Raw genomic sequence first — 5,192 nt, 5'->3', positions numbered from 1 at the left:
GCTTGCCCGCTCTGCCGGTCCGCGACCACCAGGGATTTTGCCGCTCTGCTGCCCCCGGACAGCACGGCGTCGTAGCGGGCCTCCAGGCCGGACGTGCCCTTGCCGCTGACGGGGTCGACGGTGCCGACGAGGCTGTCCGCACGCAGCGGGTCGCCCTTGGCGTCGAGGACATCCGCTCGGGTGTTGCCGCTCTTGAGCGCAAGCGTCTGCCCCGGTTTCAGTTCCGGATGGATCATCGGTGCGGCGAATTCGACCTTCCACGTCCCCGACGTCTCGCTCACCTGGGCGCCGGAGCGCCAGGTGACCTCTCCCGCGCCCGGTACCGTCATGGTCACGGTGAAGGGGAAACGCACGTGTCCCTCCCCTTTCTTCAAGCCCTGCCCGCCGACAATGGTGGTTTTCGAAGGCTTGAGGTTGGTCAGCACCGACGTGAGGAGCGACGCGGCGTCGTCAGGTGTGTCGGTGTAGCTTGCCGCCTTCCGCGCGTCCTGCCCGGCCCACGCCGCGAGGAACGCGGTCAGGGGCTCGTGAGCCGCCGCCACTTGCGCGTCCTCTTCCCGCGGTGCACCGTCCCCGAGGCCGAAGGCGGCGTACCCGCCCCCCGCCAGCAGAAGAAGGGACCCGACGACGACCAGCGGGCGCCGCACGCGCCGCGGCCGTCCCCGCGGGGCGAAACCGTTCTGGCTGTCGGTATGCGTCAAGGTGGTCTCCGTTTCGGATCGGTCGTGATCGGCCTGCCGGATGCAGTCCCGGGCGGAAGCGGCGTCTGGGGCGGGACTCCTCCTCCAGGCCGGCAATGTCCCCTGCGGGAGCCGCGGGGCCGGCTCCTTGGGGAGTCAAGCCCGCCGCCAGGCCGTATGTCGAATATGCTCTCTGCTTCAGGTCTATTCGAAAGTCGTATCGGTGCAGCTAAGAGGTGCAGAGTGCTGACGGAGCGGCATCTGGAAATCTTCGTCGCGTTGGCGGAGGAGGAACACTTCGGAGGCGCGGCACAGCGGGTGGGCATCACCCAGCCGCCGTTGTCGCAGGGCCTGCGCCGGCTGGAGACCCTGCTCGGAGTCCGGTTGTTCGACCGGGACAGAGGAGTTTCCCTCACCGAGGAGGGAGCTCTGCTGCTCCCGCACGCCCGCAGAGCGCTGCTCGCACTCGCGGAGCTCCGCGAGACCGGGGCCCGCGAACGCGCAAACGGTCGACGGCTGCGACTCGGGCTGGCTCCCGAAGTGCCGACGACCCTCGCGGCCGACGTGGCGGCCGCCCCGGTCCGGGCGGGTGAACGGACGCGGATCGCCATGGTGACGGCGTCGACCGCCGCGCTGCTCGGCGACCTGGCGGCCGGGCGGCTGGACATCGCCGTCATCCGGCACCCATCCGTGCTGCACGGTCTCGCTGCCGGCCGCGTCATCCTTCTCCCGACCTGGGTCCTTTCGCCCGCCGAGAGTGCGGACGCGCGGGGTACGACGGCTTCGCGCCTGCCCATCGCCGTACGTCCCCGCGCCGAGGCCCCCGCAGCTCATGACCTGTTCCTCGACACCCTGGCCGGCCGCGGCCGTCGAGTGACGACCGTGGTGGTGTCCGACGAGCGTGCCGCCCTCGCACTTGTCGCGGCAGGACAGGCGGTGATGGTCACGGCGGACAGCGCACTCGCGGCTACCGGGGTCGAGCGGCGAACGGCGGCGGACCCGCCGCTTCCCCTGCGGCTGCGGGTGGCCTGGGACCCACGCCGACCGGGCGCGCAGGAGATCGCCAGGACGGCGCGACTGCTGGAGGACACGCTGACCCGGGAGGTGGCGTCATGAACGCATCGCGGCGCGGCAGCAGCGTGGAGCGAGCCATCCGCGGCATGTTCGACGACGCGGGCGTCCGTGGCTGGATGCACGTGGCAGAACTGGGCCGACCATCAGCGCAGGTCGTCATCGATCCCGACGAACAGCTGCCCATGGGCTCGATCTACAAGGTGCCGGTGATGGTTGCCTTCTGCCGGCTCGCGGACGCGGGGCTGATCGACCCGTGCCGCAGGCTGACGCTGCAACCCCAGCAGCGCGTTCCCGGCCCTACGGGCATCTCCGTCCTGCACGACGCTGTCACCCTGTCGCTGCGCGACCTGGTGGTACTGATGATGACCATCTCCGACAACACCTCGGCCGACGCCGTTCTGCGAGCGGTCGGCCCGGACGTGGTCGACGCCATGTGCCAGGAACTGGGCATGCCCGGCACCCGTATCCACGGGGGCGTCGTCAACACGTTCAGCCGGCTGGTCACCGCAACGGGAGTCGACTCTCTGGAGGCGGCCCTGGCACACGTGGCGAACAACGACACCGTCGTACCGGATGGCGTGTACGACCCGGCGTACACCGCTTCCAGTACGCCGGCGGACATCGCGCGGCTCCTCCGGGCGATCTGGACGGGGCAGGCCGCCTCCGACGACCGCTGCGCCTTCATGCGCAACGTGATGCGTCAACAGCCGTGGACGCACCGCCTCGGCTCGGGATTCCCCTACGACGACGTCACCGTCTACGGCAAGACCGGCAGCCTCGGCGCGCTGCGCCACGAAGCGGGCGTCGTCGAACTCGCCGACGGCAGCACCTACACCGCTGTCGTGTTCACCCGGGCCGCACGGTCCGACAGCAAACTCCCCCGCGCCGACGCCGTGATCGGCGCCGCGGCGCGGGCCGCTGTGGAGGAACTGCAAGGACGCCGGGAAACCTGACACACCCGCAAAGGCACCGCGTTGCCGGGCCCGCTTGCGTGGGCCCTGCCGCCGGTGGGGCGTCGTTCGACGGCGGCCGTGTGATCGAATCGCAGGTATGACGACCACCGAGTTGATCCCCGTCGCCGGCGGAGGCCATATCTGGGCCGAGAGGGCCGGGGCCGGCCCCCCGCTCGTCCTGCTCCACGGATCGGTCCACGACAGCCGCCTGTGGAACCGCGTCTTCGCCGTGCTGGCACGGCACCACACCGTGGTTCGTTACGACGCCAGGGGTCACGGACGCTCGACACCTGCGACCGCGCCGTTCCGCTATGAAGCCGACCTTCTGGCGGTCCTGGACCATTTCGACCTTCAGGCTGCGGAGCTCGCCGGCTTGAGCATGGGAGGAGAGGTCGCACTCGACTTCACCCTGGAACACCCCGAGCGGGTCCGCTCGCTGACGCTGATCGCGGCGTCCGTCGGCGGGCACGAGTGGCCCCGGAGCCCGGACATGGATGCGTACGTCGCGGCGCAGCGCGGATCGGACGCACGCCGCATAGCCGAGCTGGAGCTCACACTCTGGGCGAGCCTGGGCGACCGGGCCCCGGGTTTCGACGTCATCGAATCCATGGTGCGGGAGAACGCCGACGTCAGAGCCCTCGCCGAGAAGGGACTTGCGCTCGACCCCGACGAGGACGCCGTTGACCGGCTGGACCGGATCGAGGCGCCGACCATGGTCATCGTCGGCGATCACGACCACCCCGAGATCGGCGTCATCGCCGGGCGTCTCACCGACGGCATCCCCGGCGCGCGGCTGGAGATGGTCGCCGACGCCGACCACTACCTGCCTCTACGGGCTCCCGGGCGACTTCTCGAGCTCCTCCTCGGCCGCGGCGCTTTCGCGGATCGTCGTGAGGGGCGTTCGTCCGACTGACGGGGGCCTGGCCGGCGGCGCGGGGCTGGGCAGCGGAGAAGCATCGGCGCTGCTTGGGTCACCTGCTGAGAGAGACACGTCGATGCTTTCGGACTCGACCGCGCTTGCTTCGCTGCCGGCGCTGCCGCCGTTCCTTCAGGAATGTGTCACCACGCCGACCCTCACAACCGCCTATCCGACCGAGCGGGTATCGACACGCTCCGCACCCTCGGCCGCACGCCGCCGTCGTACCCAGTAGGCCAACGGCGCGGTAGCGACGGCCGCCAGAGCGCCCGGCCCCTTGAACGTCTCCGGCACCGGAAGTGTCGCCCACCGGTTCACCGGCCAGGCCACCACGAGGGCGCGCCCGACAACGTTGCTGACCGGCACGAAGCCGTCCCCGGATCGCTGCAACTGGTGGAACCGGGAGTCCTGCGAGCCGTTGCGATGGTCCCCCATCACCCACAGCATGCCCTTCGGCACCTTCACGGACCCCACGGGATAGTCCCCGCACGGCGTCGCGCCCGGGAAGATGTAGGGCTCGTCCAGTGCCACCCCGTTGACCTTCACCGGGCCACCCGCGTTGCACTCCACGGTGTCACCGCCCACCGCGATCACCCGCTTGATCAGGTCCTTCTCGTCCGCCGACGGCATCAGCCCGATAAAGCTCAACACCTGCTGCGTCCGCCGCTCCAGGGCGTTCTGCTGCTTGACCGGCTGATCCTTCAGCCAGTCCCCCGGGTCGTGGAATACCACGACCTCCCCGCGCTCAGGCTCGGAGCCGAACCACGGCGTCAACTTGTCGACCAGCACCCGGTCGCCCTCCTGCAAGGTGTTCTGCATCGACCCCGAGGGAATCGAGAACGCCTGCACGAAGAACGTTTTGATCCCCAGCGCCAACACCAACGCCACTCCCACCAACAACGGCCACTCCACCCAAGCCGGCCGCCGCCCACGCCGCGCCCGCGCCGCCGCGCCCGTCGTCGCCACCACTGATCCCCCAACCGCCGCAGCCCAACCCGCTGACTACCCAACGAACGAGAGTTCCCACCGATCGCGCATGAATGCGTGCCCGGTTCCAGCTTGGGTGACGTGCGTGGCCCCCAGAGCCGCCAGGGCCGCCGTTGGTGCGGGACGGGTCCGGGTGCGATCAGGCCATTGTCGCCGCGGCGGTGCCGCACCCCGCGGGGACGTCCGACGGCACTGTCAGTGCGGACCTATAGCCTGCCGGCAGGTTCTGGAAGCGCTTCAGGAAGGCGGAGGAGACGGTGCGCACACCGGTCGAGGGCGAAGTCCATCCCTGATCTTGCGTGGGTACCCCCGGCTTCAGCCGGGGAGGGAAACGCATCCCAAGGCCGCGTGGTGACATGCACCCAGCGTCGTGGGATCGGTTGGGCCGGACCGGAAATGGGGGGGTGGGCTGGGTGATCCGGGCGTATAAGTTCCTCATGCGGCCCACTGCGGGTCAGCAGGTTGCCCTGGGCGAGATGCTCCGTGATCACTGCTCGCTCTACAACGGGGCGTTGCAGGAACGTCGTGACGCCTACCGGCACATCTCGAAGACGTCCGTGAAGTACGGGCAGCAGTCGGCGC

Annotated in this window: 6 protein-coding genes; 4 read left to right on the top strand and 2 right to left on the bottom strand. The window is 69.9% G+C overall.

The annotated features are described in order from the left end of the window. On the bottom strand, positions 1–647 hold a 647-nt coding region (locus O3X23_RS43530), incomplete at its 3' end, for an NTF2-like N-terminal transpeptidase domain-containing protein (RefSeq protein WP_331284019.1). A gap of 276 nt (positions 648–923) precedes the next feature. On the opposite strand from O3X23_RS43530, the gene O3X23_RS43525 reads away from it, so the two are divergent. From O3X23_RS43525 to O3X23_RS43515, 3 genes are all read left to right on the top strand, one after another. Next, positions 924–1,796 (top strand): LysR family transcriptional regulator, encoded by an 873-nt coding sequence (locus tag O3X23_RS43525; protein ID WP_269280838.1) that lies wholly within the window; start codon positions 924–926, stop codon positions 1,794–1,796. Beyond that, a complete protein-coding gene (locus O3X23_RS43520; RefSeq protein WP_269280835.1) occupies positions 1,793–2,707 on the top strand; it encodes a serine hydrolase in 915 nt (304 codons plus the stop codon). Before O3X23_RS43525 ends, O3X23_RS43520 begins: the two co-directional genes overlap by 4 nt. Positions 2,708–2,804: 97 nt before the next feature. Continuing rightward, complete coding sequence (locus O3X23_RS43515; RefSeq protein ID WP_269280832.1) at positions 2,805–3,620, top strand: alpha/beta fold hydrolase; 816 nt, start codon at positions 2,805–2,807, stop codon at positions 3,618–3,620. A 171-nt stretch (positions 3,621–3,791) separates the two neighbouring features. Here O3X23_RS43515 and lepB read toward each other — a convergent pair whose 3' ends face one another. After that, positions 3,792–4,592 carry a signal peptidase I gene (gene lepB / locus O3X23_RS43510; protein WP_443048157.1) on the bottom strand — a complete coding sequence of 267 codons (801 nt, stop codon included), beginning with the start codon at positions 4,590–4,592 and terminating at the stop codon, positions 3,792–3,794. A 431-nt stretch (positions 4,593–5,023) separates the two neighbouring features. Between lepB and O3X23_RS43505 the strand changes: the two genes are divergently transcribed. After that, positions 5,024–5,192, top strand: a 169-nt coding sequence (locus O3X23_RS43505) for a helix-turn-helix domain-containing protein (protein ID WP_269280841.1), incomplete at its 3' end; no start/stop codon positions are given.

It is taken from the genome of Streptomyces sp. H39-S7 (assembly GCF_027158205.1).
GTDB lineage: Bacteria > Actinomycetota > Actinomycetes > Streptomycetales > Streptomycetaceae > Actinacidiphila.
The sequence above is the reverse complement of the archived record's forward strand: the minus strand, read 5'-3'. Positions and strand labels throughout refer to the sequence as shown.